The sequence below is a fragment of the Streptosporangium sp. NPDC049644 genome, assembly GCF_040675205.1.
Lineage (GTDB): Bacteria > Actinomycetota > Actinomycetes > Streptosporangiales > Streptosporangiaceae > Streptosporangium > Streptosporangium fukuiense.
Genome location: NZ_JBFAOJ010000028.1, coordinates 53,807 through 79,872 on the forward strand (window position 1 = coordinate 53,807; position 26,066 = coordinate 79,872).

At 72.0% G+C, this 26,066-nt stretch carries 24 protein-coding genes; 11 read left to right on the forward strand and 13 right to left on the reverse strand.

Annotation, left to right across the window (positions count from 1 at the left end):
- Window position 1 precedes the first annotated feature (1 nt).
- On the reverse strand, window positions 2-595 hold the full coding sequence (locus AB0J58_RS18255) for a TetR/AcrR family transcriptional regulator (RefSeq protein WP_364216893.1): 594 nt from the start codon (window positions 593-595) through the stop codon (window positions 2-4).
- A 72-nt stretch (window positions 596-667) separates the two neighbouring features.
- Between AB0J58_RS18255 and AB0J58_RS18260 the strand changes: the two genes are divergently transcribed.
- On the forward strand, window positions 668-1,810 hold the full coding sequence (locus AB0J58_RS18260; RefSeq protein WP_364216896.1) for an FAD-dependent oxidoreductase: 1,143 nt from the start codon (window positions 668-670) through the stop codon (window positions 1,808-1,810).
- A 16-nt stretch (window positions 1,811-1,826) separates the two neighbouring features.
- Here AB0J58_RS18260 and AB0J58_RS18265 read toward each other — a convergent pair whose 3' ends face one another.
- The 3 genes from AB0J58_RS18265 to AB0J58_RS18275 all read right to left on the reverse strand — a co-directional run bounded on the left by AB0J58_RS18265 (window position 1,827) and on the right by AB0J58_RS18275 (window position 5,473).
- A complete protein-coding gene (locus AB0J58_RS18265; RefSeq protein WP_364216899.1) occupies window positions 1,827-2,714 on the reverse strand; it encodes a DMT family transporter in 888 nt (295 codons plus the stop codon).
- Between the two features lie 155 nt (window positions 2,715-2,869).
- Window positions 2,870-3,235, reverse strand: coding sequence for a VOC family protein (locus tag AB0J58_RS18270; RefSeq protein WP_364216901.1), 366 nt, complete (start codon window positions 3,233-3,235; stop codon window positions 2,870-2,872).
- A 114-nt stretch (window positions 3,236-3,349) separates the two neighbouring features.
- Window positions 3,350-5,473, reverse strand: a complete 2,124-nt coding sequence (locus tag AB0J58_RS18275; protein WP_364216904.1) for a prolyl oligopeptidase family serine peptidase — start codon at window positions 5,471-5,473, stop codon at window positions 3,350-3,352.
- A gap of 247 nt (window positions 5,474-5,720) precedes the next feature.
- Between AB0J58_RS18275 and AB0J58_RS18280 the strand changes: the two genes are divergently transcribed.
- The gene (locus tag AB0J58_RS18280) at window positions 5,721-6,689 is read left to right on the forward strand and encodes an EamA family transporter (protein ID WP_364216907.1); all 969 of its coding nucleotides are present in this window, start codon (window positions 5,721-5,723) and stop codon (window positions 6,687-6,689) included.
- A 65-nt stretch (window positions 6,690-6,754) separates the two neighbouring features.
- On the opposite strand, the gene AB0J58_RS18285 is transcribed toward AB0J58_RS18280, so the two are convergent.
- Window positions 6,755-7,546, reverse strand: a complete 792-nt coding sequence (locus AB0J58_RS18285; protein ID WP_343975053.1) for a class II aldolase/adducin family protein — start codon at window positions 7,544-7,546, stop codon at window positions 6,755-6,757.
- Between the two features lie 383 nt (window positions 7,547-7,929).
- Between AB0J58_RS18285 and secA2 the strand changes: the two genes are divergently transcribed.
- Together secA2 and AB0J58_RS18295 are read left to right on the forward strand one after the other, a co-directional pair.
- Complete coding sequence (gene secA2, locus AB0J58_RS18290) at window positions 7,930-10,131, forward strand: accessory Sec system translocase SecA2 (protein ID WP_364217004.1); 2,202 nt, start codon at window positions 7,930-7,932, stop codon at window positions 10,129-10,131.
- Between the two features lie 161 nt (window positions 10,132-10,292).
- Complete coding sequence (locus tag AB0J58_RS18295; RefSeq protein WP_364216910.1) at window positions 10,293-11,096, forward strand: helix-turn-helix transcriptional regulator; 804 nt, start codon at window positions 10,293-10,295, stop codon at window positions 11,094-11,096.
- A gap of 38 nt (window positions 11,097-11,134) precedes the next feature.
- On the opposite strand, the gene AB0J58_RS18300 is transcribed toward AB0J58_RS18295, so the two are convergent.
- On the reverse strand, window positions 11,135-12,616 hold the full coding sequence (locus tag AB0J58_RS18300) for a PepSY domain-containing protein (RefSeq protein WP_364216913.1): 1,482 nt from the start codon (window positions 12,614-12,616) through the stop codon (window positions 11,135-11,137).
- A gap of 323 nt (window positions 12,617-12,939) precedes the next feature.
- The gene (locus AB0J58_RS18305) at window positions 12,940-13,482 is read right to left on the reverse strand and encodes a hypothetical protein (protein WP_364216915.1); all 543 of its coding nucleotides are present in this window, start codon (window positions 13,480-13,482) and stop codon (window positions 12,940-12,942) included.
- A 271-nt stretch (window positions 13,483-13,753) separates the two neighbouring features.
- On the opposite strand from AB0J58_RS18305, the gene AB0J58_RS18310 reads away from it, so the two are divergent.
- Window positions 13,754-14,872, forward strand: coding sequence for an ADP-ribosylglycohydrolase family protein (locus AB0J58_RS18310; protein ID WP_364216919.1), 1,119 nt, complete (start codon window positions 13,754-13,756; stop codon window positions 14,870-14,872).
- Here AB0J58_RS18310 and AB0J58_RS18315 read toward each other — a convergent pair.
- Window positions 14,850-15,836 carry a hypothetical protein gene (locus AB0J58_RS18315; RefSeq protein WP_364216922.1) on the reverse strand — a complete coding sequence of 329 codons (987 nt, stop codon included), beginning with the start codon at window positions 15,834-15,836 and terminating at the stop codon, window positions 14,850-14,852. The genes AB0J58_RS18310 and AB0J58_RS18315 overlap by 23 nt on opposite strands.
- Window positions 15,833-16,222 carry a hypothetical protein gene (locus tag AB0J58_RS18320; protein WP_364216925.1) on the reverse strand — a complete coding sequence of 130 codons (390 nt, stop codon included), beginning with the start codon at window positions 16,220-16,222 and terminating at the stop codon, window positions 15,833-15,835. The genes AB0J58_RS18315 and AB0J58_RS18320 overlap by 4 nt, the downstream gene beginning before the upstream one ends.
- A 121-nt stretch (window positions 16,223-16,343) precedes the next feature.
- Here AB0J58_RS18320 and AB0J58_RS18325 point away from each other — a divergent pair, with 121 nt between their 5' ends.
- Window positions 16,344-19,901 (forward strand): CHAT domain-containing protein, encoded by a 3,558-nt coding sequence (locus AB0J58_RS18325; RefSeq protein ID WP_364216928.1) that lies wholly within the window; start codon window positions 16,344-16,346, stop codon window positions 19,899-19,901.
- A gap of 37 nt (window positions 19,902-19,938) precedes the next feature.
- Here AB0J58_RS18325 and AB0J58_RS18330 read toward each other — a convergent pair whose 3' ends face one another.
- Window positions 19,939-20,655, reverse strand: a complete 717-nt coding sequence (locus tag AB0J58_RS18330) for an SDR family NAD(P)-dependent oxidoreductase (RefSeq protein WP_364216931.1) — start codon at window positions 20,653-20,655, stop codon at window positions 19,939-19,941.
- Window positions 20,656-20,808: 153 nt separating this feature from the next.
- Between AB0J58_RS18330 and AB0J58_RS18335 the strand changes: the two genes are divergently transcribed.
- Window positions 20,809-21,654, forward strand: a complete 846-nt coding sequence (locus AB0J58_RS18335; RefSeq protein ID WP_364216934.1) for a helix-turn-helix transcriptional regulator — start codon at window positions 20,809-20,811, stop codon at window positions 21,652-21,654.
- A gap of 130 nt (window positions 21,655-21,784) precedes the next feature.
- Entirely contained in the window at window positions 21,785-21,970 is a 186-nt protein-coding gene (locus tag AB0J58_RS18340) for a hypothetical protein (protein WP_364216937.1), read from the forward strand.
- Between the two features lie 37 nt (window positions 21,971-22,007).
- On the opposite strand, the gene AB0J58_RS18345 is transcribed toward AB0J58_RS18340, so the two are convergent.
- A complete protein-coding gene (locus tag AB0J58_RS18345) occupies window positions 22,008-22,511 on the reverse strand; it encodes a hypothetical protein (protein ID WP_364216940.1) in 504 nt (167 codons plus the stop codon).
- Between the two features lie 101 nt (window positions 22,512-22,612).
- Window positions 22,613-23,077 (reverse strand): hypothetical protein, encoded by a 465-nt coding sequence (locus AB0J58_RS18350; RefSeq protein WP_364216943.1) that lies wholly within the window; start codon window positions 23,075-23,077, stop codon window positions 22,613-22,615.
- A 235-nt stretch (window positions 23,078-23,312) separates the two neighbouring features.
- On the opposite strand from AB0J58_RS18350, the gene AB0J58_RS18355 reads away from it, so the two are divergent.
- Window positions 23,313-23,870, forward strand: coding sequence for a DJ-1/PfpI family protein (locus AB0J58_RS18355; RefSeq protein WP_364216946.1), 558 nt, complete (start codon window positions 23,313-23,315; stop codon window positions 23,868-23,870).
- The gene (locus AB0J58_RS18360; RefSeq protein ID WP_364216949.1) at window positions 23,854-24,615 is read left to right on the forward strand and encodes an IclR family transcriptional regulator; all 762 of its coding nucleotides are present in this window, start codon (window positions 23,854-23,856) and stop codon (window positions 24,613-24,615) included. Before AB0J58_RS18355 ends, AB0J58_RS18360 begins: the two co-directional genes overlap by 17 nt.
- A 129-nt stretch (window positions 24,616-24,744) precedes the next feature.
- Here AB0J58_RS18360 and AB0J58_RS18365 read toward each other — a convergent pair whose 3' ends face one another.
- Window positions 24,745-25,407: a DUF998 domain-containing protein gene (locus AB0J58_RS18365; RefSeq protein WP_364216952.1), complete on the reverse strand. Its 663-nt coding sequence runs from the start codon at window positions 25,405-25,407 to the stop codon at window positions 24,745-24,747.
- A 326-nt stretch (window positions 25,408-25,733) separates the two neighbouring features.
- On the opposite strand from AB0J58_RS18365, the gene AB0J58_RS18370 reads away from it, so the two are divergent.
- A complete protein-coding gene (locus AB0J58_RS18370; RefSeq protein WP_364216955.1) occupies window positions 25,734-26,024 on the forward strand; it encodes a hypothetical protein in 291 nt (96 codons plus the stop codon).
- The last annotated feature ends 42 nt before the right edge of the window (window positions 26,025-26,066 follow it).

Sequence of the window (26,066 nt, forward strand, 5' to 3'; positions counted from 1 at the left end):
CCTACCCTTCCCGGTCTTCCCGGTCTTCCCGGCCGAGCATGCCGCGCAGCAGTTCTCCGATCCCCAGGCGGAGGTCGTCCAGGGTCGGTTCGGCTCCGGCACCGACCATGGCGTCGAACATCATCCCCTCACCGAAGGCCACGACCTGGCGTCCGTGCCGTACCGGATCGGCCGACCCGGCGGCGGCGAGGATCGCGACCACGGGATCGCGGAAGCGCTCGCCGGCCCGGTCGTAGATGGTGCGCAGTTCGGGACGGCGGGTGGCCTCTAGGGCCAGCTCGTAGCGGGCGACCGTCCGGCGGCGGCCGACGGTCAGCTGCGACCAGAGCAGCCGGGCCGTCATCTCGGCGAGCACGTCGACCGCGTCCAGCCCCGGCGCGTCGAGGATCGGCGCGAACAGGGCGGACTCCAGCCGGGTGAGCCGGTCGAGGGTCAGCTCCAGCAGTGCGGACCGGGTGCGGGCCAGGTTGGAGGTGGAACCCGGCGGCAGCCCCGCCGCCTCGTCCACGGCCCGGTGGGTCAGGCCGCGCATCCCCCGCTCCACGAGCAGGTCGATGGCGGTGTCGGCGATGAGCTCGGCGCGCTGGGACTTCACCCTCGAATACTACATTTGTAGTTTAACTACGGACGTAGTAACTTTCACTACATCCGTAGTGAGGAGAGGGCCATGGCACACGCGGCGATCATCGGAGCGGGCATCGGCGGGCTGACGGCGGCGGTGGCGTTACAGCGGCGGGGCTGGCAGGTGACGGTCTTCGAGCGGGCCGCGTCCCTGGAACCTGTCGGCTCCGGTCTGGCCGTGGCCGCCAACGCGCTCAGGGCGCTCGACACGATCGGGGCCGGCGACGAGATCCGCGGGCTGTCGGCGATCCAGGGCGCGGGCGGCCTCCGGCGCTCCGACGGCAGGTGGCTGGCGAAGACCAGTACGGAGGCCGTCTCCGCGCGCAACGGCGGCGACTTCGGGGTGCTACTGCGCCGCGCGGACCTGGTCACCGCGCTCTCCGCACGCCTCACGAGCGGCACGGTCCGGCTGAACACCGAGGTCACCGGGGTCGACGCGGACAGCGGTCTGGTGACCTTCGCCGGCGGGCGGACGGAGGCGGACCTGGTGGTCGGGGCCGACGGCATCCACTCCCCCGTCAGGTCCACGCTGTTTCCGGCGCATCCCGCCCCGAGCTACTCGGGCGTCACCGCCTGGCGGCTGCTCGTCCCGGCTCCGGGCATACCCGGCCAGGCCTACGAGAGCTGGGGACGTGGAAAGGTCTTCGGGGTCATGCCGCTGGCCGGGGACACGGCCTACTGCTACGCCACCGACACCGTCCCCGCGGGCGGCGGTGGCGGGGACCAGTCGGCCGAGCTGCGCCGGTTGTTCGCAGAGTGGCACTCCCCGATCCCGGAGCTGCTCGCCGCCGCCACACCGGAACGGGTGCTGCGGAACGACGTCCACCACCTCGCCACCCCGTTGCCCGCCATGCACCGGGGCAGGGTCGCGCTGCTGGGCGACGCCGCGCACGCCATGCCCCCCAACCTCGGCCAGGGCGCCTGCCAGGCGATCGAGGACGCGGTGGTGCTGGCCCACGTGGTCGGCGACGGCGAGACGGGCAGGCTGGCCGACTACACCGCCGCCCGGCTGGAGCGCACCTCCAGGATCGTGGCCCGGTCCGCCGCGGTCTGCCGCGTCACCCGGCTGCGCAACCCGCTGGCCGTGCGGCTGCGCGACACGATGACGGCGCTCAGCTGGCGGATCGCCCCCTCACGCGCGAACGGCGCGATGGACGAGGTGCTCGGCTGGACGCCGCCCTCGGCCTGACCCGCCGCCCGGACGTCTACGGCGAGACCGCCGCCTTCTCGCGCGCCGCGGCCGGGACCCCCTGGTCCGGGGAGAGCCTCCCCAGGACGACCGTTCCCCAGACCACCAGCGCGCCCGCGAAGAGCGCGGGGACCACGTTCAGCCAGCCGGTGGGCACCGCCTCGTCGAGCAGGAGCACTCCGGCGAGGATCGAGGTGATCGGGTCGACCACCTGCACCGCCGCGTAGGAGATGCCGAAGTAACCCACCTCGTAGGTCTTCTGCAGCAACACGACCGCGCAGACGAGCAGCACCGGGATGGCGACCGTGAACCAGCTGAGCAGGTTGCCGAAGTCGCCGCCGAAGTTGCCGCCCACCACCCGGACGAAGGTGGAGACGCTGGCGGTCATCGCTCCGGCGGCGACCGACAGCATGAGCGCCTTGGCCGAGCCGCCCATCTTCCGCCCCAGCAGATGGGTCGCCAGGATGACCAGCCCGACGCAGCCGAGGAAGCCCAGCGCCTCCTGGTTCGTCAGGTGCGGTTTCACCGGGTGCACGGGAACCAGCAGCAGCAGGCCGAGCAGCCCGACGGCCACCGCGATCGAACCGCTGATCTCCGCCCGGTGCGGGCGTCTGCCGTGCAGTATCGCCGCCAGCGGCACCGCGAACACCAGCGTCGCCACGCTGATCGGCTGCACCGCTATCAGCGGCGCGAAGCTGAGGGCGACGGCGTGCAGGGACGCCCCGGTGAACCCGATGACACCGCCGATCCACCAGCGGGGCCGCCTCATCAGCTTCAGCGAGGCGCCCTCGGAGACCGCCTCGAACTGCTGGAGCGCGGCCCCCAGGGCGTAGCCCAGCGCACCGACCAACGCGATCGATATCCCGACCCAGGTCATCGCCACCCCGCAGAGCGAACAGGACATCTGGGAAGAAGCGCTTCTTGGGTCACCCCGCAAGCTTAGAGCGCGAGACGAACGGGTAGAGACTTGCGCCGCCTCTCATCGCACCCGGCGGCGGGCCGCCGGGTGCGATGACCGTCCACGCTCGCCGGGTTCGGCGGCGGGGCCCCGGAGACGGCCTACTGGTCGCCCGTCGGGCAGACGCAGAACAGGTGGCCCTCGGGGTCGGCGAGCACCACCCACTTTCCCTCGCCCGGTTGGAAGGCGGGCCTGGTGGCCCCGAGTTCCAGGTAGTCCCGGACCGCCGTCTCCACGTCGGCGACGCGGACGTCCAGGTGGAACTGCTTGTCGGGGCCGGGCCACGCGGCGGGCTTGCGGTCCAGGTTCTGCTGGAAGTAGAGGGTCATCGTGCCGTCGCCGATACCGGCGTAGGTGTCCTCCGCGTACTGCACCTGGTAGCCGAAGACGGCCGCGTAGAACTCGGCCAGTCGCCTGGGCTCGGCGCAGTCTATGTTCACGGCGAGGAATTTCGCTGTCATGGTCATGGCACGATCCTCTCGCCCATACCTGTCAGCTGCTGTCACGTTCACCGGCCGGTTCCCGGTGAAAACCGGTGGGCCCCGTTCTCCGCGCCCCACGACGAGCGTCCCCGGCCCGGCTCACCGCGCGGCCCGCGAGGTCACACCGGACGCCTCGTCCGGCGAGGGCACCGCGACGTCGAGCGCCCAGCAGCAGAAGCTCAGCTCGTCGACGTCCTGTTCGACGAGCGCCGTCAGCGTGGTGCCGCCGCCGTGTCCCGAGGCCCGGAGCGGCAGCAGGAGATAGGGGCCGCCCTCCTTGGCCTCGGACTGGAGCATGGCGACCATCTTGAGCGGATCGTGCGGCGGTGCGACCCGGTCGTTCAACGCCGGCACGAACGCCATCACGGGATAGCGGCGATCGGCTCGGACGTTGTGATACGGCGAGTACCCGGCGAGATAGGCGCCCTCGACGGGGTCGTCGGGCGAGCCGTATTCGACGGTCGCCGAGCTCAGGTGGCCGAATCTCGGAAAGTTCAGCATGTCGAGGACGGGCGCGCGGCAGTAGACGGCTCCGAACACCTCGGGTGCCTGCATGGCGGTGACGGCGACGAGCAGACCGCCGTTGCTGTTGCCGCGCGAGAGGAGCCTGGAGGGTGTCGTGTAGCCCGCCGACTCCAGCCGGCGGGCCGCCGCGATGTAGTCGTCGAAGGCGTTCTGCCGCCGCGTCTTGACCGCCCCCTCGTGCCAGGCGCGGCCGTACTCGCCGCCGCCTCGCACGTTGGCGAAGGCGAGCACGCCGCCCAGTTTCAGCCAGGCGGCGTTCAGCGCGGAGAAGCGCGGCTCCAGCGGGATGTTGAAGCCGCCGTAGCCGCTCAGCCGCACGGGCCGGCGGCCGTCGCGAGGCAGATCCCGGTGATGAACGACGAACATCGACACCCGGGTACCGTCCGGCGACTCGTACCAGTCCTGGTCCGTCACGTACGCGGAGGCGTCCAGCCCCACGTCGGGTACGTGGTACGGCGACAGGCGGTCGGCCGCGTAGTCGTACCGGTAGACCGACGGCGGCTGCACGTACGAGGTGAAGTTCACCCACACCTCGTCGCCGCTCCAGGAGCCGCTGACACCGCTGACGATGCCCTCGCCCTCGTTGCGATTCACCGAGCCGAGCCCCGGCAGCGCCAGGTCGCGCAGATAGGCGCCGTCTTCGGCGTGGATGCGCACCCGGTGCGACGCCGCGTGCGAGTAGACGGCGTAGAGCCGGCCGCCGATGCCCGTGACCGTCTGCAGCGTGTCCGAGTTCTCCGGGATGAGCGTCCGCCACTCCGTCGGGGCGGTGAGCGACGCGACACAGAGGCGGCCACGCGGCGCGTCGAGGTCGGTGTGGACGAGCAGGGAGTCGCCGACCACCTGCACCTGGTTGAGAGAGCACATGACGGGAGCGACCGGCAGGAACGCGTCGTCGGCGAGGCGCAGCAGGTGGACGACGTTGGCGTGCACGTAGTCCCACTTGTACAGCACGGCGAAGCGTCCGCACTCACTGATCCTGACGGAGCACCAGTACTCCTTCTCGTGGTCGTCACCGAAGATCCGGCGGGCCGGCTCGTCCGACCCGAGCCGGTGCTCGTAGACCGCGTTCCAGTGCGCCTCGTCGCCCGCGGGCACCTCGCCCGGCTCGGGACAGGCTGCGTAGAAGAACCCCGACCCGTCGGGTCGCCAGGCCGGTGCCGTGTGGCCCGTGCCGCGGGGCCGGTCGGGAAGGAGCCGCCCCGCCTCGACGTCGAGCACCTGGATCACCGCGTCGTGGGTACCGCCGACGGCCTTCCCGAACGCGACCAGCGCGCCGTCGGGCGACGGCACGGCGAACACCAGCGCCTCGTCGCTCGGCCAGGTGTTGGGGTCGAGCACCGCCTCCAGCGGTGCGCCCCCGTGGCGCCGGAGCATGAGGGAGAGCTTCTCGTCGCCGGCCTCCGCCCGCCAGACGAACTCGCGTCCGGGCGGCCCGGCGGGAATCGGCGGCGACAGCCGCGCGTGGCGCGCCGATCGGGACACCGCCGCGCGCAGCCAGTCGCGTCCGGGCTCCGCGCGCAGCACGGAGTGCGTGACGGCCTCCTGCGCCGCGATCCACGCCTGGGTCTCCGCGTCGTCGAGCCGCTCCAGCCAGGCGTAGGGGTCGGCGAACCACCTGCCGTGCAGCGTGCGGCCACTGTCCGGATCACGTCGCGTCCCGGGAACCGCCAGGGCCCGGTCCGGCTTCCTCGTCATCTGATCCTCCGCTGGTGCGACCAGCCTGTCGTCGGGAGCTTCCGTGAGCCCGGTTTCCGGGGGAATGCGAATTGAGAATCTACAGAACGCCTGGCTAGGGTGAGTCCGTGTTCCTGATCACTGCCCCGCCGACCGCCCGCTAGCGGGCGGCCCTCTCTCCTGACGACCGGACCCGAGCGGTCCGGTGGGTGCTTGCCGTCCGCATACGTGCGACCTGACGACGATCACCTCATCTGGGGAGACCTCCATGACGCATGTCTCCGTGCGGCGGGGCCTGCTGTACGTGTCCGTCGCGGCGACCGCCTGGGGCACCGGCGGTGCCGCGGGCGCGCTGCTCTACCGGGCGGGCGGGCTCGGCCCCGTCGCCGTCTCCTTCTGGCGGTTCGCCGCCGGAGCCGCCATGCTCCTGCTGGCCGCCGGCCTTTTCGGCCTCGGCGGAACCCGGTCCGCCGAATCGCCCACCATCCGCAGGACCCGTTCTTCACGGCCCCGGCTCGGTGGAGGGCTCACCGGTGTCCGGTTCGGGGCCGCCCTCGGGCGGATCCTGGTCACGGGCGTGGCGATGGCCGTCTACCAGACCGCCTACTTCGCGGCGATCGCCGGATCGGGACTGGCCGTGGCGACGGTGGTCACCATAGGCGCCACTCCCGTCCTCGTCGCCGCGGGCGGGCGGCTGCTCCTGGGCGAGCGGCTGGGCGCGGCCGGGCTGGGCGCGGTCACGATCGCCCTGACCGGTCTGGCGATGCTGACCCTCGACGACGGCTCCGCGGCCTTCTCCGCGGCCGGCATCGGGTGGGCGCTGCTGTCGGCGGCCGGGTACGCGGGCGTGACCCTGCTCAACCGGGCCTCCTCCGGCGAGCCGTACCGCACCGCCATGGGCGGCTTCGTCGTCGGCGGGCTCTGCCTGCTGCCCGTCGCGCTGGCCCAGGGCCTGCTGCCCTCCGGCGACCCGCTCGCCTCCTGGGCGATCATCGCCTTTCTGGGCACGGTTCCGACGGCGCTGGCCTACGGCCTCTTCTTCACCGGGCTCGCCGCGGTGCGTGCCACGACCGCCTCGGTGATCTCTCTGGTGGAGCCGGTCGGCGCGGCGCTCCTCGGCGTCCTGCTGCTCGGCGAGCGGCTCACCGTGGCGGCGGCGTGCGGCGGCGTCCTGCTGCTCGGCGCGGTCGCCCTGCTCGCGGCGGGCGAGAGGGGAGGGAGAAACGGCACGACCTGAGCCGTGCCGAATCACCGCGAGCCGCGGCGCCGTCCCCGGAGGAGGGCGACGCGGCTCGCGGGCCGTCAGTCGAACAGGTCGGGTTCCGTGGCGACGATCTGGTCGTGCAGCGGCTGGAAGTTGATCCAGCCGACCGTGTCGTTGCCGATCTGCCCGTGGGTGAGCTTGGCGTTCTCGTGGCTGATCTGGACGGTGGGCCCCGCGGCCTTGGCCAGCAGCTGCGCCTGGCACGAGCGCTCCATCGTGATGAACCACCAGGCCGCGGCGTCCACGCTGTCGCCTACCGTGAGCAGGCCATGGTTGCGCAGGATGACGGCCTTGTGGGAGCCGAGGGCCTGCGCGATGCGGCGGCCCTCCTCGGTCTCCACCACGACACCGGTGTAGTCGTCGAACAGCGCGTGGTCCTCGTAGAACGCGCAGGCGTCCTGGGTGAGCGGTTCCACGAGCGTGCCGAGCGACGACAGCGCCTTGCCGTACACCGAGTGGCTGTGCGCGGCGGCGACCACGTCCGGCCTGGCCTGGTGGACCATCGAGTGGATCGCGAACGCGGCCTGGTTGACGTGGTAGCGGCCCTCGACCACCTGGCCGTCGTGGTTGACCAGGATCAGATCGCTGACCTTGATGTGCTTGAACGACATGCCGAACGGGTTCACCCAGAAGTGGTCCAGGTGCTCCGGGTCGCGGACCGTGATGTGCCCGGCCACCCCCTCCTCGAAGCCGAACCTGCCGAACAGCCGCAGCGCGGCGGTCAGGCGTTCCTGGCGGTGCCGCCGCTCCTCCTTCACGTCGTCGAACTTCTGCGGCAGCCGGAAGGCGAGCTGGTCTGTGGGAACGGGCTGCAGGTCGGACAGGCTCATCGTGCCTCCAGGGCGGTCGTCGTTTCCACGGTGGTCGTATGTTCGGTGGTCGTCGTATGTTCGGCGGTCTCACAACCTTCGTGCCGATCATCGGGGATGTCCACGCCTCCCCGGCAGAGAATAAGTCCGATTTATTACGCTATGACATAACAAACCTTGGATAAATTCGTATCTCGCGTCATCGGCCGGGCCGGTGACCTGGCCCTTCGGTGTCCCTCGGTGTCCCACCGGCCCGACGTCCACGGCGAGCCACCCGCCGCCGCCCGGTACCGACCGGGTCTCGCCTGCCCGTTCCGATCCATAAACAATCGATCTTTGCACCACAATGTGCGAAGAGACGGAACGCGAGCCCGCAAACGGGCGTTGGAGGAGACGTGGCCTCGATAACTCAGCTCTTCAGGCGCTTCCTCGAACGCCCCGGCACCATCGACCTGTCGAAGTTCGAGCGGGTCGTGGCGGATGCCGGGACCCGCGAGGAGCGGATCCGCGCGCTCGACGAACTGCCCACGCCCTCGGTCGACGACCTGGCGGAGTTCTGCGCGATCGTCAGGGAGGCCGCGCGCCGCACGCTCGACCTGCGGCCGTATGACGTGCAGCTGGTCGGCATGCTGGCGATGCTGTCGGGAAACGTCGCGGAGATGGCGACCGGCGAGGGCAAGACCCTGTCCGGTGCGATGGCCGCCGCCGGATACGCCCTGCAGGGCAAGCGGGTCCACGTCATCTCGGTCAACGACTACCTGGCCCGGCGTGACGCCGAGTGGATGGGCCCGCTGTACGAGGCGCTCGGCGTCTCCTGCGGCTGGATCGGGCAGAGCTCCACGCCCGAGGAGCGCCGGGCGGCGTACGCGGCGGACGTGACGTACGGCTCGGTCAGCGAGATCGGTTTCGACGTGCTGCGCGACCGGCTGAGCACCCGGGTGGAGGACCTGATCGTGCCCGCGCCGGCCGTGGCGGTGGTCGACGAGGCCGACTCGGTGCTGGTCGACGAGGCCAGGGTGCCGCTGGTGCTGGCCGGGGCCGCCGACCCCGGTGACGCGGTGCCGGAGATGGCGGCGCTGGTCAGGCAGCTGGTCAAGGGCTACCACTACGAGCTCGACGACCAGGCGCGCAACGTCCACCTGACGACCAAGGGGATCGACACCGTCGAGCAGGCGCTCGGCCTCGACCTCTACGACACCCCCGCCACGCTGACCGAGGTCAACCTCGCCCTGCACGCGCACGCCCTGCTGACCAAGGACGTCGACTACATCGTCCGGGACGGCAAGGTGCACCTGATCAACCCGTCGCGGGGCCGGGTGGCGCTGCTGCAGCGCTGGCCGGACGGCCTGCAGGCGGCGGTGGAGGCCAAGGAGGCGCTGTCGCCCTCGGAGACCGGCGAGATCCTCGACTCGATCACCGTCCAGGCGCTGATCACCCGCTACCCGGAGAAGTGCGGCATGACCGGCACCGCGGTCGCGGTCGGCGACCAGCTGCGGGAGTTCTACGACCTCAAGGTGGCCGTGGTCTCCTCCAACCGGCCGTGCGTGCGGACCGACGAGCCCGACCGGCTCTTCGAGTACCGGATGGAGAAGGACCTCGCGCTGGTCGAGGAGATCGTCGAGGTGCACGCCACCGGCCGGCCGATCCTGATCGGCACCATGGACGTGGCCGAGTCCGAGCGCCTGGCGCTGACCCTGAGCGGCCGGGGGCTGGAGTGCGTGGTCCTCAACGCCAAGAACGACGCCGAGGAGGCGGCCATCATCTCCCGGGCCGGGGAGCGCGGCGCGCTCACCGTCTCCACCCAGATGGCCGGGCGCGGCACCGACATCCGCCTCGGCGAGGGCGTCGACGAACTCGGCGGCCTGTACGTCATCGGCTCGGGCCGGCACACCAGCAGCCGACTGGACGACCAGCTCCGCGGGCGCGCGGGCCGTCAGGGCGACCCCGGCGGCTCGGTCTTCTACGTCAGCGGCGAGGACGAGCTGATCGCCCACTACGTCGCCGACGAGTACGCCAAGGGCGTGCCCGAGCACTCCCTGGTGGGCCACGCCCAGCGGGTCGCCGAAGGCGTCAACATGGAGATCCACCGCAACACCTGGCGCTACACCCGGCTGCTCGAACGCCAGCGCGGCCAGTTGCTGGAGCGCCGCGACCGGGTCCTGCGCGGGCGGGTGGCCGGCGAGGCCCTGGCCTCGGCCGCTCCCGAGCGATGGTCGGAGCTGGTGGAGAGCGTCGGCGAGGAGGTGCTCCACGAGGCCGCCCGCCAGATCGTGCTGTTCCACCTCGACCGCGGCTGGGCCGACCACCTGGCCTATCTGGGAGAGCTGCGAGAGGGCATCCACCTGCGGGTTCTCGGTCGGCTCAACCCGATCGACGAGTTCCACAAGGACGCGGTCCCGGCCTACCAGCGCCTGCTGGCCGAGATCGAGTCACGCTCGGTCGAGACCTTCGAGACCGCCGTCGTCACCGCCGACGGCCTGGACCTCGACGGCGCGGGCCTCAAGCGCCCCACCGCCACCTGGACCTACCTCGTGCAGGACAACCCGTTCGGCACCGAGTGGGACCGCATCCTCAACCGCCTCACCACCAAGGTCCGCCACCGCTGACCACCCGGCCGAGCTCATCCATGTGACGCGTCTCGGGCCGGCCGTTCACAGGCGACCGGTCCGCCGGAGCTCGGCCTCCACCTCCTTCCGCCTCCGCATCATGAAAAGCGTTACATACGCAGTAATGGTTTCGCTGATCATCACCGGTTATCGTGGGCCGCATGACCACCACCAGCGCGTCCCGGCCGGTAGGTGAGCTTCTGCGCCAGTGGCGGGAGCGCCGGCGAATGAGCCAGATGGACCTGGCGATCCAGGCGGACATCTCCACCAGGCACCTGAGCTTCGTGGAGACCGGCAGGTCCAAACCGAGCAGGCAGATGATCCTGCACCTCGCCGAGGAGCTGGATCTCCCCCTCCGCGAGCGCAACCACCTGCTGCTCTCCGGCGGTTTCGCACCGCTCTACTCGGAGACACCGCTCAACTCCCCGCACATGGCGTCCGTGCGCGAGGCGCTGGGGCAGGTGCTCAGCGGGCACGAGCCGTACCCGGCGGTGGTCGTCGACCAGCGCTGGAACCTCATCGACCGCAACGCCGCCACCGGGTTGCTGCTCCGCGGGGTCGCGCCGGAACTGCTGGAACCCCCGGTCAACGTGCTCCGGCTGAGCCTGCACCCCAAGGGCATGGCGCAGCGGATCATCAACCTGGGCGAGTGGCGGGCCCACCTCCTGCACCGGCTCCGCCGCCAGATGAGCCTCACCGCCGACCCCGAGCTGGCCGCGCTCTGGCGGGAACTCGACGACTACCCCTGCGACCAGCCCGAGCCGGACATAGACCGGCCAGGGCCCGGTCACATCGTGATCCCGCTCAGGCTCCGCCGCGGCTACCGGGAGCTGGCCTTCTTCAGCACCATGGCCACCTTCGGCACCCCGCTGGACATCACCGTCGCCGAGCTGGCCATCGAGGCGTACTTCCCGGCCAACCCGGAGACCGCCGCCTACCTGCAGCACCAGCACCACCCGGACTGACCCGGACGGGGGTGCGGGCATGCCCGCACCCCCGTCGCTCAGCCGGAGACCCCGGCTCCGGACCTGGCGGCACCGGACCCGTCGGTGCTGGACCCGTCGGTGCTGGACCCGTCGGTGCCCGACCTCCCCACGCGCGCCCCCGCGATCCTGGCGAGGACGACGTCGATCACCAGGAAGGCCAGCAGCGAGACGCCCAGCAGCGGGAGGAACACGCCCACCGCGATCGCCGCCGCCATCAGGGGCAGGGCCACGACCAGGGGCAGCCTCCGCAGGCCGCCGCGCCGGTAGGGGGCGGCGAAACCCCGGGTCGGGCGGCGCAGCCACCACATGCGGTAGCCCCATACGATGACCGAGATCAGCGCCACCGCCAGCACGGCCAGCAGGATCTGGTTGGCCAGGCCGAACAGCACGCCCATGTGCCCGTCGATGCCCCACCTGGTCAGCTTGGCCGCCACGGGGAAGTCGTCGAAGCGCAGTTCCGCGGTCACCTGGCCGGTGGCGCGATCGACCGCCACCTGGTCGTTGCGCTGCGGCCAGAGCCGGTCCATCTCCTTCACCACGTACGAGCTCCCCGGCTCGGACGGCCAGACGACCTCCAGGGGCCCGGACAGTCCGCTGCCCGCCGCCGCCCGGACCACCTGGTCGGCGTCGAGGCTCCGGGTGCCGCCTCCCCCGTGTCCCCCGGCGGCGTGGTCACCGTGGCCGCCCGAGGAGGGCAGCGACGGGGTGGACCAGCCGAACGAGGTCTGCAGCACGTCGACATTGGCTCCGGCGTACTTCGACCAGGTCAGGCCGGTGGCCGACAGGGCGAGCAGGCCGATCAGCGCCCACAGGCCGACCGAGCCGTGCCAGGAGAGGGTCCCGCGCAGGCCGCGGGCGCCGCGCTCGGGCGCGACGACGCGGCGCAGCCGCCGGCCTGCCCGGCGGCGACGGGTCAGCCAGAGCACCAGCCCGCCGAGTCCGACCAGCCAGAGCCAGCCGGCGGCCATCTCGCTGTAGAGGCGTCCCGGCTCGCCCAGGTGCAGGTGGCGGTGGAGCTGGGAGATCCAGGTCCGCACGGGCAGGGCGCCCGAGCTGCCGTAGCTCTCCAGGGCGCCCCGGACCCGACCGGTGTACGGGTCGACGAAGACCGCCAGGCGGGTGCTCTCCGCGAGGCCGGGCACGTCGAGCAGCACCTGGGTCGTCTGGCCCGGCTCGTCGAAGGTCCGCACGGCTCCGAGGGTTCCCTCGGGGTGCGCGGCGGTGGCGGCGTCGATCTGTTGTGCCAGCGGCACCTTCCGCTGCCCCTCGGGGACCGGGGCGGTCAGCTCGTGGGAGTGGACCACCTTCTCCAGTTGGAAGGAGGCCGCGTACAGCAGGCCGGTCGTCGCCGCCACCAGCAGGAAGGGCGCGACGAGGATGCCGGCGTAGAAGTGCAGGCGGAGCAGGAGCGAGCGCAGCGTCGTCCAGGTGGAGGGCGTGCGTGGGGTGGCCGGTGTGGACGGCCCGGTCTCGGGCTGGAGCTCGACGTTCGACGTCATGGAGGTTCTCCGTTCGCAGGGAACGCGCGCACCGACAGGTACGCGTCACCGCGGTGTGGGGTTCGGTTCTCCGGGACGGCCGTCGCGAGAGCGTGACGGCATCGGGGCGGGAAGCCGGGAGGGCACTGCGAGAGCCGCGCTCGCCGCCCCGGGCAGGAGACGGGAAGCCGGCTCACCGCCCGGGGAGGGCGCGGAGGAGTTCGGGCCGACCGGCCGTGCCGGCAGCCGTCCGGGAAGGGCGCGACGGCTCACGGTCCGGGAGCACACGGCGTCCGGGGTCGCGTGCCCGGCGGGCACGACGGCATCCGGGCGCGGGCCCGATGTCAGATGGCGAGCGGGAGCGCGGGCGGCCCGCGGCGTGACACCGCGGCGGCGAGCAGCCGGGTGCGGAGTGGCACCCGGTCGTCGGGCGCGGCGGGCGGAGCGACGCGGCGGGCGACGGGCGCGCGCCACAGCAGCAGGGTGAGGACCGAGGCGAAGAGCAGGTACAGGAGCATGGCCAGGCCGCGCTCCCCCCGCTCCAGCCAGTGGGCGGACAGCAGCGCCATCACGGCGTGCACCAGCAGCATGAACACACCCGCGTACAGGCCGCCGGCACCGTGCTCGTGCCCGGTCACCGGTGTGACCTCACCGGAGGTGAACCACAGGTGCATGCCGTACTGCGCGGCGAAGCTCGCCCCGAGCAACGTGCCGAAGCCACGCTGCCGCCGGGCGAGCAGGAGGGCGCCCGCCGCGGTCGGCGGCACCGCCCAGACCAGCACGCCCGGCCCGACCGGGCTGCCTCCGGCCAGCACGTGCATGGCCAGCGACGCCGTCACGCACACGACCGCGAACACCGCGGCGCGCAGGAGGCGGAAGGCGTGCATAGGGCAATGGTGACAGAGACCGCCGCCTTCGCCATACCCCCGATTCGCAGTGAAAGCGTGGATCGGTATCGCTCGGTTGGTCCGGTGCCGCTCACCGGCGGCGCCCCGACCCGGCGATGCCCTCGGGGCGCCCGAAATCGTGCTCCAGATCACCTCATATCGGTCATTTTCCGTTATGACTCCGCGTACAGTCTCAAACTCCGATCCCGACGCCGAGGAGTGAACAGACGTGCGCCCTCCCGCCCATGACCTGCCGGACCATCGCAGTCGCGTGAGAGGTTGCCTGCTGGGCGGCGCGCTCGGCGACGCGCTGGGAGCTCCCGTCGAGTTCGAGTCGCTCGGCCGGATCCGTCATCAGCACGGCCCCGAGGGAGTGACCGGGCTGGTTCCCGACTGGCGCGGCGCGGTGGGCCTGATCACCGACGACACCCAGATGACGCTGTTCACCGTGGAGGGGTTGATTCGCGGGGGCGATGTCGGCGCGGTCCACCGCGCCTACCTGCGCTGGCTGGACACCCAGCGGCATCCCTCCCCGCCACCCGGCTCTTCCGGGAGCGACCCGATCCGCACCGGCCTGCTCCGCGAGCAGGGGTGGCTCTACTCCCGGCGGGCCCCCGGGAACGCCTGCCTGTCGGGCCTGCGACACCGGGGCGCGGTCGTCCCCGCGCCGTTCGGTGAGCCGGGTCCGGTCAACCCCGACTCCAAGGGCTGCGGAACGGTGATGCGCTCGGCCCCGTTCGGCCTGCGCGCGCGGAGCCCCCGAAGTCCCCTGAGCCCTCGGGACCCCCTGGGCCCCCGGCACGCCTTCGACCTGGCCGCCGAGTGCGCCCAGCTCACCCACGGCCACCCCACCGGCTACCTCGCCGCCGGCGCCTTCGCGGCCATCGTGCACTTCCTGGTGACTCCCGCCGGGCAGAGCGACCTCCCCGTGGCGGAGGACGAGCCGCTCGCGCGAGCCGTACGGAAGACGACGGACCTGCTGGTGACCTACCCCGCGCACGAGGAGACCAGCCGGGCGCTGCGCGCCGCCGTGTCCCTGGCGGCGAAGGGGGACCCGAGCCCGGAGCGGGTCGAGTCACTCGGCGGGGCGTGGGTCGCCGAGGAGGCGCTCGCCATCGCGGTCTACTGCGCGCTGGCCTACCCCGCGCCCGGCGACGTCGAACGGGCGCTGCTGCTCGCGGTCAACCACTCCGGCGACAGCGACTCCACCGGGGCCCTCTGCGGCAACCTGCTGGGCGCCCTGCACGGCGAGGCCGCGCTGCCCGCCGGTTGGCTCACCCACCTGGAGGGCCGCGACGCCATCACCGAACTGGCGGACGACTTCGCGGCCTGGTCCACCGGAGATCACGAGATCACCGACGCCTGGCTCAGGAGGTATCCCGGCCCCTGACCTCGGGGACCGCCCGCTGCTCCACGGATGTCGCGGGAACGGTCGGCAGGGATTCCAGGTCTTTGCGGAGGGTGCCGGTGATGGCCAGTCCCGTCTGGCGGGTCAGCGGGCCGTCGTGGGAGATCCCGAGCTGTACGGCCAGATCCCGGCCGTACAGGTCGACGGTGGCCTCGACGAGGTCGGCGAGGCCACCGGCGGCCTGGCGGGCCCTGACCCGGGCGGTGAGAGCGATGGCGACGGTGACCGGGATCGCGGGCCACCACCACCAGCCGAGGGGAAGGTAGAGGATCGCCCAGCCCGCGAGGCGGGCGGCGGCGGTGTGGTTGTCGCGGGCGACGGTGAGCTCCGCCCGGATCTGCTCGGGCATGATGAGCCACAGGCGCGGCCAGGCGGAGTCCAGATCGAGGTCATAGGCGGCGTGGACACGCTGGTCGGCCGCGTACAGGCGATCGCCGATCCAGGTGGGCCGCTGCGGGCGTGTCAGGCCGATGGCGTTCCGCGCGCCGATCGCGTCGCCGACCTCGCGGGCCGGTGCGCCGGAGACCGGGGACGCGGAGCCCGCCCCGGCCCGGACCGCGGCGGTGATCTCCCGCCGGACGCGCGCGTCGGCCTCGTCCCAGCGCCTCCTGCGGCGCTCGGTGAGCCGCCGGGCCAGCGGGTTGCGTCCGGGGGTGGTCCAGACCCGCTCGACCGCCTGCCCGAGTGCGGCGGCGGTCAGGGCCGCGGCGGCCGCCGCGGCCAGGATCCCGGCCGCGGCCAGCAGGACGGCGCCGGGACTGGCGGAGGCCGGTTGCGCGGCGATCCGGTTGGCGGTGTCGCGGAGTGCCGCCACGTCCAGGGCGCGGCCGTGCCGCAGGGTGGCGGCCACCACGGCGCAGGTCAGATAGACCAGACCGGGGAGGACGAGGAGGGTCAGCCATCTCTCGGCCAGCTTCTTGCCCAGCTCGGCCAGGAAGACGGTCATGTCGGTACCCGCACCAGCGCCATCGCGGTGCCGAGGGCCGCGCACACGGGCGGCGCGGACTCCCGCGTCACGGGTTCGACCCGGCCGCACCGCCTCACCAGGGGACAGGCCCACGCCTGCACCACGGGATGGCCGCCGCCGGTGACCGCCACCGGGCGGTAGACGCGCTCGGACGTCGTCACCGCTCCCAGCCCGAACCTGGCCATCGCCTCGTCCAGCGCGTCCAGATCTCTTTCCAGCGCCGCGCCGTACTCGCCACGGCCGAGGGCGTCCACGACGGCCGCCAGCGTCTCACCCGCACCCGCCTGCTCGACGTACCCGGACAGGTCGTCGTCCGCACCCAGCAGGGCGCACAGGTTTCCGATTCGCTCCGCCAGCCCGTCCATGATCCTCATTCCCGGTATGCGCCATGGCGAGTGTAAGGCGTGCGGTTCATACGTGATCTAACATCAGAAAACGGCGAGGCGGGCAGGGTCATCACACGGTACCGGTACCGGGAGGACGCCAGTGCGAGAGCTTCTTCTGGCCGCGATCCGCAGGCGGATCCTGGCGCTCCCGACCACCAGGGACCCCGGACTGCTCCTGGGTGCCGACGCCCTGGACGAGGTGAGACGGCTCCTGGAGCTGGTCGGTGACGTGGCCGGCGACATGGAGGTCGCGCACACCGTCGGCATGCTGTACATGTTCCGCTGGCAGTCGCTGTCCGGGGGCAAGGACAACGACGACATGCGGACCGCGGTGATCCTGCTGGCGCAGGTCCACCGGGTCGCTCCCGACCGCGTTCCCGAACCGTTGCGAACCTACTTCCGGCAGAATCCGAGCGTGGTCGCCGGCTTTCCGAAGCCCGGCGAGGACGGGCCCGAGCAGTGGATCGAGCAGGCTCGGCACCTGCTCGGTCGCGCCCGGCGAAGCGGGGATCCGGCCCTCGCCGTCGAGGCCGTGAACCTGCTGCGGCGCGCCCTGGCCGCCACCCCGCCCGGCCACCCGGACCATGTCACCGGCCGCGCCAACCTCGGGTTCGCCCTGCGGACCCTGTCCGGGGCGACCGGGGACCCGGAACCCACCCGCGAGGCGATCTCACTGTTCCGCCAGGCCCTGACCGCCGCCCCGCCCGGCCACCCGGATCACGGTTACGTTCTGGCGGGTCTCGCGGTCTGCCTGCAGAGCCTGTTCTGGCTGGCCGGCGACGTGGACGCGCTGACCGAGGGGGTCCAGGCGTACCGATCCGCGGTCGCCGCCACCCCACCCGGACACCCCGAGCACACCAGGCGTCTGGCGCGGCTCGGGGCCGCCCTGCAGGCGCTGTTCGAGCGGACCGGGAACGTGGACACCCTGACCGAGGCGGTGGAGGCGGGCCGGGCCGCGGTCGCCGCCACTCCCCCCGGACACCCCGACCGCGCCGGGCACCTGAACGAGCTCGGGGTCGCCCTGCGCCTGTCGTTCCAGGTGACGGGGGACCTGGGCAGGGTGACCGAGGCGGTGGAGGCGTACCGGGAGGCGATCGCCGCGACCCCGCGGAACGCCCCCCAGCGGGGCAGGGGCCTGCGCGAGCTCGGGATCGCCCTGATGGCCCTGTTCGTCAGGACCGGGAACGCGGATGCCCTGGCCGAGGCCGTGGAGGCGAACAGGGACGCGCTCGCCGTCACCCCGCCCGGCGACCCCGACCGCGCCGGCTACCTGCGTGACCTCGGGAGTGCCCTGATGATCCTGTTCGGCCGGACCGGGGACACCGGCACACTGACCGAGGCGGTGGAGGTGTGCCGGGCCGCGACCGCCGCCGTCCCTTCCGGCAACCTCCGCTACGCTCCGTGCTCCATGCTGCTCGGCAACGCGTTGCGGCTGAGATTCGAGCGGGCCGGCGATCTGGGGGACCTGCGGGAGGCGGTGCGGGCGAACCGGGACGCGCTCGCCGTCACCCCGCCGGAACACATCAACCACACCGCGTACTCGAACACCCTCGGCCTGACCCTGCTCGACCTGGCCAAGCGGACCAAGGATCCGGACGCCGAAGCCGAGGCGCTGGAGCTGTTCCGCCGGTCCCTGGCCGCGACCCCGGTCGGACACGCCGCCTACACCGCGTACTCGGCCAACCTCGGAGCGGCCCTCGGCAGGATGTTCGAGCGGACCGGAGACATGAACACCCTCGGCGAGGCGGTGCGGGCCTACCGGGACGCGCTCGCCACCACCTCACCCGAACATCCCGTTCACGGCGAGATCTCCCTCGCCCTGGGGCGGGCCCTGTGGATCTCCTTCGAGCGGACCGGAGATCCGGATGCGCGGCGGGAGGCCGGCGCCCTGTTCACCCGGGCCGCCGCCTCGACGGCCTCATCGGTGAGCACGAGATTCAACGCGATGAGAGGAATGGGGGCGCTGGCGATGGCGGCGGGGGACGCCACGACGGCGCTCACCACACTGGAGAACGCCATCGCGTTGCTACCGCAGTTCTCGCCGCGCCGGCTGTCGCGGGCGGATCGCGAACACGGCCTGGGAAGAGCGGCCTGGGTCGCCGCGGAGGCGGCGTCCGCGGCGATCGGGGCGGGACGCCCGGACCGGGCGGTGGAACTGCTTGAACAGGCTCGCGGGGTGCTGCTGGCCGAGACCATGGGGGCCCGGGGAGATCTCTCCGATCTGCATGCTCACGCACCGGAGCAGGCGGCGGAGTTCGTACGGCTCCGCGACGAGCTGGACGCCACGGACCCTTCCGGCTTCGACCCCGCCACCGGCGGCCCGGCCCTTCCTCCCATGACCTCGCCCGCCGGTGAAGCGGTCGGTGAGACCCGCGAGGAACAGGCACGGTGGGCGATCCGGCACCTCGCCGACCGGCGCCGGCGGCTGGCCGACCAGTGGGAGGAACTGCTCACCCGGATTCGCGAGGTTCCCGGCCTGGCGACGTTCCTGCTCCCGCCGCGGATCGACGACCTGCGCGGGCAGGCGGCCGACGGACCGGTGGCGATCGTGAACGTGAGCAACTTCCGATGTGACGTGCTGATCCTCACCTCGGACGCCGGACAGCCGGTCAAGCCGGTGGAACTGCCTGGCATCACCATCGGCGACGTGGTCGAACAGGTCAACCGCCTCCAGTCCGCGCTCGCCCTCACCACCGGCTCACCGGGCGAACGGCTGCGGGGCCAGCAGCAGGTGCGCGCCGTGCTCTCCTGGCTGTGGGACGAGATCACCGGCCCCGTGCTCTCCGAACTCGGCCTGACCGGCCCGGTCGAGGCGGGCGGTAGCCGGCCGCGTCTGTGGTGGTGCCCGGTCGGGGAGATGGCGTTCCTGCCGCTGCACGCCGCGGGCCACCACGGTGCGGCTCCGCCGGACACCGGCGAGGACGATCTCCACGACACGCCGCCGACGGTGATGGACCGGGTCGTCTCCTCCTACACGACCACCCTCCGCGCGCTGCGCCACGCCCGGCAGGCCCACCGCGACTCCCCCGGACCGGATGCCGGCCGGGGAAAGGGCGCGCTGATCGTCGCGATGCCGGAAACCCCCGGTGCCCTCGTCTCCGCCCTGCCGGGTGCCCGCTCCGAGGCACGGCGCCTGACCGAGTTACTCCCCGGCTCTCTCCTTCTCACCGGACCGGCCGCCGACCACGACGGCGTGCTGGCCGCGCTGCCCCGTCACCGCATCGTCCATCTGGCCTGCCACGGGCTCAGCGACGCGAACAACCCCGCCGCCGGCAGGCTGCTGCTGTACGACCACGAGACCAGACCGCTCACCGTCACGGCCCTGGCCCGGCTCCACCTCGCCCGTGCCGACCTGGCCTACCTGTCGGCGTGCGGCACCACGGAGACCAGCCAGCGTCTGGCCGACCAGGCCGTCCACATCACCGCCGCCTTCCAACTGGTCGGCTACAAGCACGTCATCGGCACCCTGTGGAGCATCAACGACAGGGTCGCCGTCACCGTCGCCGACGAGGTCTACACCCACCTCACCGACGGCGGTACGACCGAACCGCGCAGCGGGCGAACGGCCCATGCCCTGCACCACGCCATCCGGCGGCTCCGCGACGACTACCCGGCCAGCCCGACTCTGTGGGCCTCGCACATCCACGTCGGAATCTAGCGTTGTCCGGGTGGGGCCGACCGGGGCGGAGCGGCTGTCACCAGGGGACGGGTCCTGCCGCGTCGAAGTAGCCGCCGGTGGGACCGTCGGCGCCGACCATGGCCATCCGCACGATGATCTCCGTGCCCTGTTCGACGGTCTGCACACCGTTGTGGCCGTTGAGGTCGGTGGCGGTGTAGCCGGGGTCCACCACGTTGATCCTGATCTTTGGGTACGCCTTGGCGTACTGCACGGTGATCATGTTGAGCGCGGCCTTGGAGGAGCAGTAGACCAGGGCGGGTATCTTCGACTCGAAGCGGGTGGGGTCGGTGGTCACCGCCAGCGAGCCCAGACCGCTGCCGACGTTCACGATGACGGGAGCGTCACCGGCTTCGAGCAGCGGCAGGAACGCGTGCGTGACGCGCACGGCGCCGAAGACGTTGGTCTCGTAGACGGTCCTGGCGTCGGAGCCGGTGACCTCGCCGACCGGCTTGCGCGGTCCGGCGATACCCGCGTTGTTGACGAGGACGTCGAGGTGGCCGGCCTGCTCACGGACGACCGCGGCGGCGGCCCGGACGGAGTCGTCGTCGGTGACGTCGATCGGCAGCGGGCGGGCCTCGCCCGCTCCGCCGTGAGCGTTGAGCCTCTCCACCGCCTCCTTCCCGCGCAGGTCGTCGCGCGCCCCGACGTAGACGGTGTGTCCCGCCGCGATCAGGCGGCGGGCGGTCTCGAAGCCGAGACCCTTGTTCGCTCCGGTGATCAGTGTGGTTGTCATGCCCACCACTGTCGTCGGCGCGGAACCGCACAGGCAGTACCTCGCGCTTCCTGGGAACGGCGGTACCAGGCAGCGGACGCCACCCCGGACGGGAAACCTGCCTGGTACAGGCGGTACCAGGCAGTGGCCGGAGAACCATCGCATACTGGATGAATGACCGGGAACGGAGAGCTGGGTGCCGCGCTTCGGCACTGGCGGGACCGGGTCGGCCCGGCCACGGTCGGCCTACCGGCCGGCGGCCCGCGCCGGGCGGCCGGGCTGAGGCGCGAGGAGCTGGCGATGCTCGCGGGGGTGTCGGCCGACTACATCACCCGCCTCGAACAGGGCCGGGCCTCCTCCCCGTCCGCGCAGATCCTCACCGCACTGGCGCGGGCCCTGCGGCTGTCCGGGACGGAGCGGCAGCACCTGTTCCTGCTGGCCGGCCGGCCGCCGCCCACCACCGGGCAGATGTCGGCCCACATCACGCCGGGGGTGCAGCGGCTGCTCGACCAGCTGGACGGCACCCCGGTCAGCGTCCACGACGCCGCCTGGACCCTGCTCAGGTGGAACCCGCTGTGGGCCGCGCTCTTCGGGGACCCGTCCGTGCTGCGCGGACGCGACCGCAACCTGCTCTGGCGCCACTTCTCCGGCGGGTCCGGTCGCGTCAGCCACACCGCCGAGCAGGAGGCCCGGTTCGAGGCTGCCACGGTCGCCGACCTCAGATCGGCGACCGCCCGCTATCCCGCCGACGCCGACCTGAGATCGCTCGTCAACGACCTGCGGAACCTCAGCCCCCGCTTCGCGGAACTGTGGGACGCGCACGTCGTCGGCGTCCACGAGTCGGACACCAAGACCGTCGACCATCCCGAGCTCGGCCCGCTCACGCTCGACTGCGACGTGCTCACCGTGCACGGCAGCGATCTCCGCATCGTCGCCTACACCGCCGCCCCCGGCAGCGAGGCCGCCGACAGGCTGAGGCTGCTCGCCGTCATCGGCATCCAGAGCATGTCACCGCCCTGACCCTCGGCGCGTCCTCGATGTCGAGCGGGTACGAGATGTCCTCCGCGCTTCACCTGGTGCGAGACCTCCGACGGCGACCCCGACCCGCACGAGGTCGGCATCGTCTTCAATTGGTGCCGAGACGGTCTCCGTGCTGACCTTCAGCCCGGACGGCGCCACCCTGGCCTCGGCCGGGAGTGACGGCGCGGTCCGGCTGTGGACGGTGCGGCCATCGGAACTGCTCCGCCGGCTGTGCGTCAACACCGGTGAACCGATCACCCCGGCACGGCGGAACCAGTACCTGCAGAACCTGCCCTCCACCGCCTCCTGCGGCTGAGGACCGGTCCGCGCCACCGGGTGCCCGGCCTTGCCTTTCAAAGAGGGACGGAGCGCCGGTCGGCCTGGTGAGTGTTCGCTCCGGAGGAGAACAGCAGGATCGTCCCCGCGAGGTAGAGGAGCCAGGCCGTGTTCGCCAGCGAGAAGGCCAGGTACTCGTACGAGTATCTGGCCAGGCCCCCGGCTGATCCGGCCATGTCCATGGCCTCCCATCCGAGGTGGTAACAGAGCGCTGTGTACGGCACGAGGCCCACCGCCATGACGGTCCGCGCCCCGGCGGCCCCGCCCCGCCGCCACGCCAGGGCCACCAGCGCTGCCAGGGCCGGCGTGACCACGCCGGCCGCGGTATGGAGCCACAGGAGGGTCTGGGCCTTGCTCAGCGCGAGCATCTCCCACCCGAGGGAACCGCCGGCCTTCCTCTCCATCTCCAGCTCCGCCTCAAGGCCGGGCAGGAGGGCGAGGCTGACTCCCGCGACCACCAGCTCGCACAGGGACGCCGCCAGCAGGCACATGACAGCGCGTCCCGGAACCCGAACCCGCATCCGCCCCTCCTTTCTCAGGAGCCGAGCATGGAGGAACCCACTTGTGAGGCGCTTGCGGATCGGTGCGCCACCGCGCGAGCCTCCCGAGGGAGCGGCGCCGCTCATGTCCGGCGGGCGTTCGGTCCGGTGAAGAAGAGCAGGATCGTCCCCGCGAGACAGAGGAGCCAGGCAAGGTTCAGCAGCCAGGCGGCCAGGTACGAGTGCCAGCCCAGGACTTCCCTGGCCCTCAGCAGCGACCCCCACCAGAGGCCGTAGCAGAACACCGTGTACGGCACGACGGTCACCGCCATGACGGTCCGTATCGCGACGGTCCCGCCCCGCCACCACGCCAGGGCCGCCAAGGCCAGCGTGATCGCCCCGGCCGCGGCGCACAACCACAGGAGAGTCTCGGCCCTGCCCAGCGCGAACTCGGTGTGGAAGCTCGTCCCGTCTCCGATCCTCCGCTGTCCTTCCAGCTCCGCCTTGAGGACGAACAGAAGAACGAGGCTGACCGCCGCGACCACCAGCTCGCACAGGGACGCCGCTAGCAGGCACATGACAGCACGCCCCGGAACCCGAACCCGCATCCGCCCCTCCTTTCTCGGGAACCGAGCATGGAGGAACCCACTTGTGAGACGTTTGCGGATCACTGCGCCGGGGGCAGGATGACGCCCACAAGCCGCCTGTCCGGACAAAGGCCGGCCCCTCACTGTGGAGCGGACCAGGGAATGTCCGTTTTTCCGGCCCGTGGAATCTCTGGCGTTGACCCCGCACCCGCGCATGGTAAGGATCGGAGGAGACTGATTACGGAGGTGTTACGCGATGGCCAAGGTGCTGATCGTCACAGGTGACGCGGCGGAGGACCTGGAGGTGATGTATCCCTACCAGCGGCTGCTCGAAGAGGGGTACGAGGTGGACATCGCCGCGCCGAGCGCCAAGAAGCTCCAGTTCGTGGTGCACGACTTCGTCGACGGCTTCGACACCTACACCGAGAAGCCGGGGCACACCTGGCCCTCCGACCTCGCGTTCGCGGACGTCGACCCGGAGCGGTACGCGGCGCTGGTCATCCCCGGCGGCCGGGCGCCCGAGTACATCCGCAACGACCGTGACTGCCTGGAGATCGTCAGGCATTTCGCCGGGGCCGGCAAGCCGATCGCGGCGCTCTGCCACGGGCCGATCCTGCTGGCGGCCGCGGGTGTGCTGAAGGGCCGGGAGAGCAGCGCCTATCCGGCCTGCGCCCCGGACGTCGAGGTGGCGGGCGCGACCTGGATCGACAGCGAGGCCCATGTGGACGGAAACCTGGTGACCGGGCGGGCCTGGCCCGACCACCCGGCGTGGATGCGCGAGTTCATGAAGGTCCTCCGTGTCGCAACCGGCTGAGAGTCAGGGGCTTCTCTCCTCGGTCCAGCGCGCGTTGCACGTACTGGAGGTGGTGGCGTCGGCCGGTGACGGTGTCACCGCCAAGGCCGTGGCGCGGCGCTGCGGTTTCAAGCTGTCCACCACGTACCACCTGCTGAACACGCTCATCCACGAGGGTTACCTGGTCCGGCTGCCCAACTCCCGGGGCTACGGCCTGGGCTACAAGCTCACGTCGCTGAATCAGCGTCTCCGCGACCAGCTCGGCAACACGCCGCTGGTGTCGGAGGCGCTCCAGCACGCCCACCGGGTCTGCGGCACCGCCGTCTACTACAGCGTGCTGCGGGACGCCCACCTCGTGGTCGCGGAGGTGGTCGACTCGCCCGAGACGCCGCGCGTGCAGCCGCTGGACGTGGGCTTCCACGAGGCGGCGCACGCGACGGCGTTCGGAAAGGTGCTCCTCGCGCACCTGCCCGCCCGCCGGACCTACCTCGCCGAGTTCGGGCTGCGCCGCCTCACCAGCAGCACGATCACCCGGATGGAAGACTTCGAGGAGGAACTGGACCGGGTCAGGGCGACGGGCGTGGCCCAGGAGGTCGAGGAGTTCCGTCCCGACCTCGCCTGCGTCGCCGTTCCCGTCCTCGACGCCTCGGCGGGCGTGGTCGGCGCCGTCGCCGCCTCGGCCCCGCTCGGCTACTTCCGCGCACACCGCGACCTGATGATCGAGGGCGTACGCGAGAGCGCTCGGCTGCTCGGCCCGTACGGCTGACGGCGGCCGCATGACGGTCCAACGGACGACCTCCGTGGCTCACGCGGGCGCCGAGGGTCGGCAGGTCCCACGGAGCAGAACGGGCCGTGTCCCCTCGCGGTGCGCGGGGACACGGCCCGTGGCGTGTCTCTAGCGGAGCGAAGCCAACCGGTCCGCCGCCACTACGGCGACCCACACCATCGCGGTGATCGCGCCGATGGCCAGGGTCAGCGATCCCGCCTGGCCGCCCGACATCGCCCAGATGTCGCCGAGGGCGAAGACCAGGCCGCTGAGCCGCGAGGCGGCGGCGAAGCCGGGGCGGCCGGCGCGGGAGAAGTGGCGGCCCAGCACGAAGCAGGCGGCGATGAGCGCGGTGAACGCGATGGATCCGGCGACCATGTGCATGAGACCGCTCCCGCTCAACGTACCCGTCTGGCCCAGCGGGGTGCCTGCCGGGAAGCCGTCGCCCGGGTCCATCACGAACACCCCGGCGGCGGCCATCGCGACGCCGTTGACCAGGATCAGCCTGGGCGCCCAGGTGCCGCCGGGCGTGCCGCGCAGCACCCGGCGCAGGCCGATCGCGCCCGCGATCGTCAGAGCACCGCTGACCAGGAAGTTGGCGATCTGCAGCCAGCCCAGATCGCCGGTGCTCAGCATGCTCAGGGGGTGACGCGTCAGGTCGAAGCCCTCGCGGGTGAAGGCCTGGGCCAGCGACACGACCGCGAAGAGGGTCGTGGCGGCGACGGAGCAGGTGAGCAGGGCGCGCGTCGCGGGGATGACGGGGACGACGGTGCCGGACTGGACGGCGGTCATTGGGATTCCTCTCTGGTGCGACGGGGATCCGTCGCCGTACTCGGTCCGCCGGTCTCACCCGGCCTCGCTGACGCGTCGAACGAGGGGGCCGGGAATCGACACTGCCCCGCCGTCACGCCCCTGGACTGCGAATACGCCACCCCATGCGCATTCCCTGTCACATCGGGCCGCGCCCCGGGTCAGGCATCGACTCCGCCGCGCGGCTCGGGCCCGCCGCACGGACCACTGTCGGATACCGAGCGAAGGAACCTCTGGAACCCGGCCCAGCAGGCCGGGCGATAATGTTCAATAGTTCGTCCGATGTATCGGCGTCCGAGAGGGATGAGATGAATTCTCGCCCGGAGGACCTGGTGCCCAACCCGCGGCGTCAACTGCTGGAACAGACGTTGACGAAGGTCAGGGCACGGGTCGCCATCCTGGAGACCGCCCTCGACCCGGCCCACGGCCGGCTCACCGGCCGGCGGACCTGGGTGGGCCCGAAGGCCCGGACGTTCACCGAAGACCTCACCGCCCGCCGCGTACGACTACGCCAGGCGGCCAGGGCGCTCGTCGACGCCCTGGAGGAGGAACTCCGCTCCGCCCCGGCCAAGGTCCCGCCCTCCGCCGCGCGGTACTGACCCGCGCCGGCGACGCCGCCCCGGCACGCCGGTGCCGATCCC

Excerpts from the sequence above, each read along its gene's own strand:
- AB0J58_RS18345 (WP_364216940.1), bottom strand. The coding sequence starts at position 22,511 with ATGCGGGTTCGGGTTCCGGGACGCGCTGTCATGTGCCTGCTGGCGGCG.
- AB0J58_RS18265 (WP_364216899.1), bottom strand. The coding sequence starts at position 2,714 with ATGTCCTGTTCGCTCTGCGGGGTGGCGATGACCTGGGTCGGGATATCG.
- AB0J58_RS18305 (WP_364216915.1), bottom strand. The coding sequence starts at position 13,482 with ATGCACGCCTTCCGCCTCCTGCGCGCCGCGGTGTTCGCGGTCGTGTGC.
- AB0J58_RS18300 (WP_364216913.1), bottom strand. The coding sequence starts at position 12,616 with ATGACGTCGAACGTCGAGCTCCAGCCCGAGACCGGGCCGTCCACACCG.
- AB0J58_RS18280 (WP_364216907.1), top strand. The coding sequence starts at position 5,721 with ATGACGCATGTCTCCGTGCGGCGGGGCCTGCTGTACGTGTCCGTCGCG.
- AB0J58_RS18355 (WP_364216946.1), top strand. The coding sequence starts at position 23,313 with ATGGCCAAGGTGCTGATCGTCACAGGTGACGCGGCGGAGGACCTGGAG.
- AB0J58_RS18335 (WP_364216934.1), top strand. The coding sequence starts at position 20,809 with ATGACCGGGAACGGAGAGCTGGGTGCCGCGCTTCGGCACTGGCGGGAC.
- AB0J58_RS18350 (WP_364216943.1), bottom strand. The coding sequence starts at position 23,077 with ATGCGGGTTCGGGTTCCGGGGCGTGCTGTCATGTGCCTGCTAGCGGCG.
- AB0J58_RS18275 (WP_364216904.1), bottom strand. The coding sequence starts at position 5,473 with ATGACGAGGAAGCCGGACCGGGCCCTGGCGGTTCCCGGGACGCGACGT.
- AB0J58_RS18270 (WP_364216901.1), bottom strand. The coding sequence starts at position 3,235 with ATGACCATGACAGCGAAATTCCTCGCCGTGAACATAGACTGCGCCGAG.
- AB0J58_RS18370 (WP_364216955.1), top strand. The coding sequence starts at position 25,734 with ATGAATTCTCGCCCGGAGGACCTGGTGCCCAACCCGCGGCGTCAACTG.
- AB0J58_RS18260 (WP_364216896.1), top strand. The coding sequence starts at position 668 with ATGGCACACGCGGCGATCATCGGAGCGGGCATCGGCGGGCTGACGGCG.
- AB0J58_RS18365 (WP_364216952.1), bottom strand. The coding sequence starts at position 25,407 with ATGACCGCCGTCCAGTCCGGCACCGTCGTCCCCGTCATCCCCGCGACG.
- AB0J58_RS18285 (WP_343975053.1), bottom strand. The coding sequence starts at position 7,546 with ATGAGCCTGTCCGACCTGCAGCCCGTTCCCACAGACCAGCTCGCCTTC.
- AB0J58_RS18315 (WP_364216922.1), bottom strand. The coding sequence starts at position 15,836 with ATGACCGTCTTCCTGGCCGAGCTGGGCAAGAAGCTGGCCGAGAGATGG.
- AB0J58_RS18295 (WP_364216910.1), top strand. The coding sequence starts at position 10,293 with ATGACCACCACCAGCGCGTCCCGGCCGGTAGGTGAGCTTCTGCGCCAG.
- AB0J58_RS18330 (WP_364216931.1), bottom strand. The coding sequence starts at position 20,655 with ATGACAACCACACTGATCACCGGAGCGAACAAGGGTCTCGGCTTCGAG.
- AB0J58_RS18320 (WP_364216925.1), bottom strand. The coding sequence starts at position 16,222 with ATGGACGGGCTGGCGGAGCGAATCGGAAACCTGTGCGCCCTGCTGGGT.